Consider the following 3765-nt stretch of genomic DNA (forward strand, 5'->3'; position numbering starts at 1 on the left):
CTTCTGGCCTTCACGCGCCGCATGACATCCTTGAACGAGATCAGCATGTGCGGTTTGCCTTCGTCTTTCATCTTTTCATTCCACCGGGCAATCTCGCGTATGGCCTCCCGCCGCCCTGCCGGGTCGCCCGTGTCATACGTCCGCAGCGTCAACACGGTCAGTTCGTCTATCTTGTCGCTCCGCACCTGATCCGCGTGCTTGCTGGCCGCGTAGGCGTCATAGCTCTTGGTGCTGCTCACAGGCTGGAAGCCCAGAGCCTTGCCAACCGCCTCGGTCCCTGTCAGCTTGCGCGCGCCGGTCTGACCAGGGCTGTTTATGGGCCGGCCCCGCATGGTGGTCTGGCCTTCGCTGTAAAGCCGCCACGCCTGCATGGCGTTCTTCATGATGACCGGCGACGCCTCTTCAACGGCCCTGTACACGCTGCCGCCCCGGTAGGCTTCCATCATGCGGGAAGGCTTGACCACCAGCAGGTCATAGGGAATGCCGATAATATCCCCGATGCTGTTCGTAAGCACTTCCTGCGGCGTCTTGCCCTTCGTCAGTCCCCGCGTGAGGGGCGTTTCCATCTTGAGGCTGCCGCCGATGTTCACACCGGCCATGGCCGGAGCGCCGTAGCAAACCACGTCCCGCAGCAGATTGCTTTCCGGCAGATGCTTTCGGATAAGCTCCGTCCAGTCGTCGTCATCTCCGGTCGCGATCTGGCACAGAGCCATGAGGGTGGCGTACAGCGGCAGGGCCGTGACGCCGCCCAGGGCCATGGTCGCGCCCAGGCTCTTGGCCACAAAGGCCGCGCCCTCTCTGCCCTGTGTTCTCAGCGCCCATGACCACATGGCAACCATGTTGTGCGTGAACATGCGGAAGGTGTACATGCTGGACATGGCCCGGCCCGCGATATTGCTGCGCATGAACTCCGGCATATTGCCCTTGCCGTAGACAAAATGCGCGTCGCGCACCACATCCGCGGCAAACGCCTTGGCCTGCTCATAATCGGCCTTGCCCTTGACGCCGTATTTCTCCCTGGCACGCGCTTTCAGCTTTCCCGATCGGGCGGCCCGGAAAGCGGCCAGGGCCAGCGAGGCCCGGTTGAAGCGCTCCGCCTCGCTCATGGGCAGACCCAGCACGCGGGTAAGCTTGTTCCACAAGGACGCGCCGCTCACGCCGCGCAACTGACCGCGCACCTCTTCCATGAAGGCGTCGGTAATGACGCTCTCGCCATAGAGTTCCCGCACCAGCCGGGCCTCATCTTCCGTCAGCCCCTTGCCTTTGTTGCCCGTCACACGATCCACCAGGGCGCTCCGGGCCCCGGCCAGCCATTCCCGGCCGCCGCCCATCACGTCCATTTGCAGACGCGGCACGCCGACAGCAAGGTTTTGCGTCGCATTCACAAACGCCGTCTTGATGCTGCCGCCCAGGTACCACGCGAAGGCCACTGCTTTGATGTTGCCGGTGAGCCTGTCCACGCGGTCGCTGTTCCTGAGCATGTCCTTGACGTACTGCGCGGTGTACTTCCACAAATTGGGCGTCTGCCGGGCGTCGATTTGGGAAAGCGCCGCGCTGAAATCCCGGGCCGCCTCCATCTTGGTCAGCCAGCCGTTCAGACCCGCCTTGTAGTCGTAAAGCACCTTGGCAATGTCCTCGGTTTCAAAGCCGGGAATACCCTTGCGCTGAATGCCGTGCGCCCCCCAGCCGCGGGTCTTGAGCACATCGGCCACGCTTTCGGTGAGCAGGTCGGCAATTTCCCCGGCGCGCTTCCTGTCGTCGATTTTGGCTGTGGCCGCCCGGATGATCTGCTCCATGGCCTCGGAGTCTATAGGCGCCCCGAGCACTTCATCGGGCAGGCGGTCATTTTTGCCGTCCGTCCATTCGGCGTCTGGGTAGTTTTCGCGCTGTTCCGCGACGATTTTCCGGGCCTTGGCCATGGCCGCCTTTTCCCCAAAGGCGTCAAAGTGCTGCCGGAACACCACCTCGTTACCCACCTTCGCCTGGACAAAGTAGGCCCCGTAGCGGTGGTGCGGGAAATAGTTGGGCACATGGCCGATGCTCTGCCGGAAGGTCTTGATGGCGTCGTCGCTCATTTCGCTCATGGACGCCATGCGGTTGTGGGCCAGCACCAAATCTTGATCCAGACTTTTGCGGATTTCCACCAGGGCCCTCTTGGCGGCCTTCGTACCGGGCAGGGTATCCACCCATGCCTCATATGCCTTGTAGAATGCCGGATTTACCTCAATCGTTTTCCGCCCGTTGGGCAGGCTGCCCTTGGATATGAACTTTGTGACATCCTCAAGCTCTTTCGGATTGCTGCCTTCTGTCGCCCACAGTATTTCACGCAGGCTGTCCATATCGGCGGACTTCAGGCGATCTTTCCCGAACATGCTCGGCACGGTTTCCAGACTCTCTTTCAGCGCGGCGGAACGCTCGTCCATGCGCTTGAGCTGCCGGTCATACACTGTGGCGAAGGCAGGGATCTGCTTGGCTATCCAGTGCGGCAGTTGGACGATGCTTTGCAGCAGGCTGATGTCATTTTCTCTGAACATATGCCGGATTTCCGGCTCGTCGGCCGCCCGTGCCGCCCGTGCCGCCCGCCGGATGGTCATGCCAAGAATGGCGCCCGGCGAAAGGGAGGCCAGAGGCGCGTCGTCTTCATGCGCCGAAGGCGGCGCAACGGGCTTGACAACGTCCTTTTCCGTGAGTATCTTAATCCCACGAGGATCATTCGGAAGCACGAAGGCCCCGGGCAATTGTAGCCCGGACATGCGTCGGCTTCCCTGATCCCCGGAAAATCCCCTCAGCCATGTGGGGATTTTTGTTTTGTCAGCATATACCCGCCGTCCGGCCTGGATTTCCCCGGCCACCCAGCCCAAGCCGCCAGAACGGCCATGCACGCTGGCGATCTCATTGATATTGACGCTTCCGCGTGACACGTCCAGATGTACTGCCGCCACTACCGGCATCCCTTCATGAATACCTTCCAGCAGGGCCACAAGGCTGTCTGCCTGCGTCCCTGACCGGAAAACCATCACGGGTTCAGCGAGCAGAGCAGGCAGATTCCGGATCATCGAATCCGGCAGGTTATGTTTTCCTCCTTGTCCGATCTTCGCCAGAACAGATTGTGTCATTGTCATGGGAAGAGCAGGAGCACCCAGCTTTCGCAAAACAGGAGGCGTCTGACCGACAGTAAGCACTTGGCGGGGATGGATAGACCCGGAACTCACACCGTCAAGCTGCCGCCCCCACTCCTCCGTGTCCTTCCTCACCTGGTTCCCACGCGGCCCGGCCCGCGGCTTCGCCATCCGTGCCCACTGACGCGAACGCCGACACAGGAGCGGCATTTTCCGCGGCCCTTCCCCGGGGTGCCCCCTCCATCACAAACCGGCCCAGGTCTGCCAGCAGGGCATCCACATTCTCATAGCTCATACGCGCGCTACGCCCGGAAACAGCGTGCACCAGCCTGCTCCATGCCCGGAGAACGGCATGGACGATTTTGCGCCATGCGCTCTGCTCCCTGGCTCCCAGGCCGCCTTTCTGCCTCTTCTCGGCCAGGGACGCTATGACCTCCTCCATCACGGTCAGGCGGGCACTCTCGCTTGTGCGCGGGTTCAGGCCATATTTGCCGGCAATCTCTTTGATCGTGCCGTTGCCCATGCCGCCCAGATTGAGCCAAAGCCGGTTCAGCACAGCCTTGCGTTCCGCGTCGGAGAGCATCCCCCGCAGGCCGTGATGCACGATCTGCTCATGCGCCCAGACTTCAGCCACGCGCCCGGTATC

2 protein-coding genes are annotated in these 3765 nt (G+C 61.9%); both read right to left on the reverse strand.

The window, feature by feature from the left end; genetic code table 11:
• On the reverse strand, window positions 1-3056 hold a 3056-nt coding region (locus G7Y51_RS13235), incomplete at its 3' end, for a PLxRFG domain-containing protein (RefSeq protein WP_165178211.1).
• A gap of 160 nt (window positions 3057-3216) precedes the next feature.
• Window positions 3217-3765: hypothetical protein (locus tag G7Y51_RS13240; RefSeq protein WP_165178212.1), on the reverse strand; the 549-nt coding region annotated here is incomplete at its 5' end.

The sequence above is a fragment of the Desulfovibrio sp. ZJ369 genome (assembly GCF_011039085.1).
In the GTDB taxonomy this organism is placed as follows: domain Bacteria; phylum Desulfobacterota; class Desulfovibrionia; order Desulfovibrionales; family Desulfovibrionaceae; genus Desulfovibrio.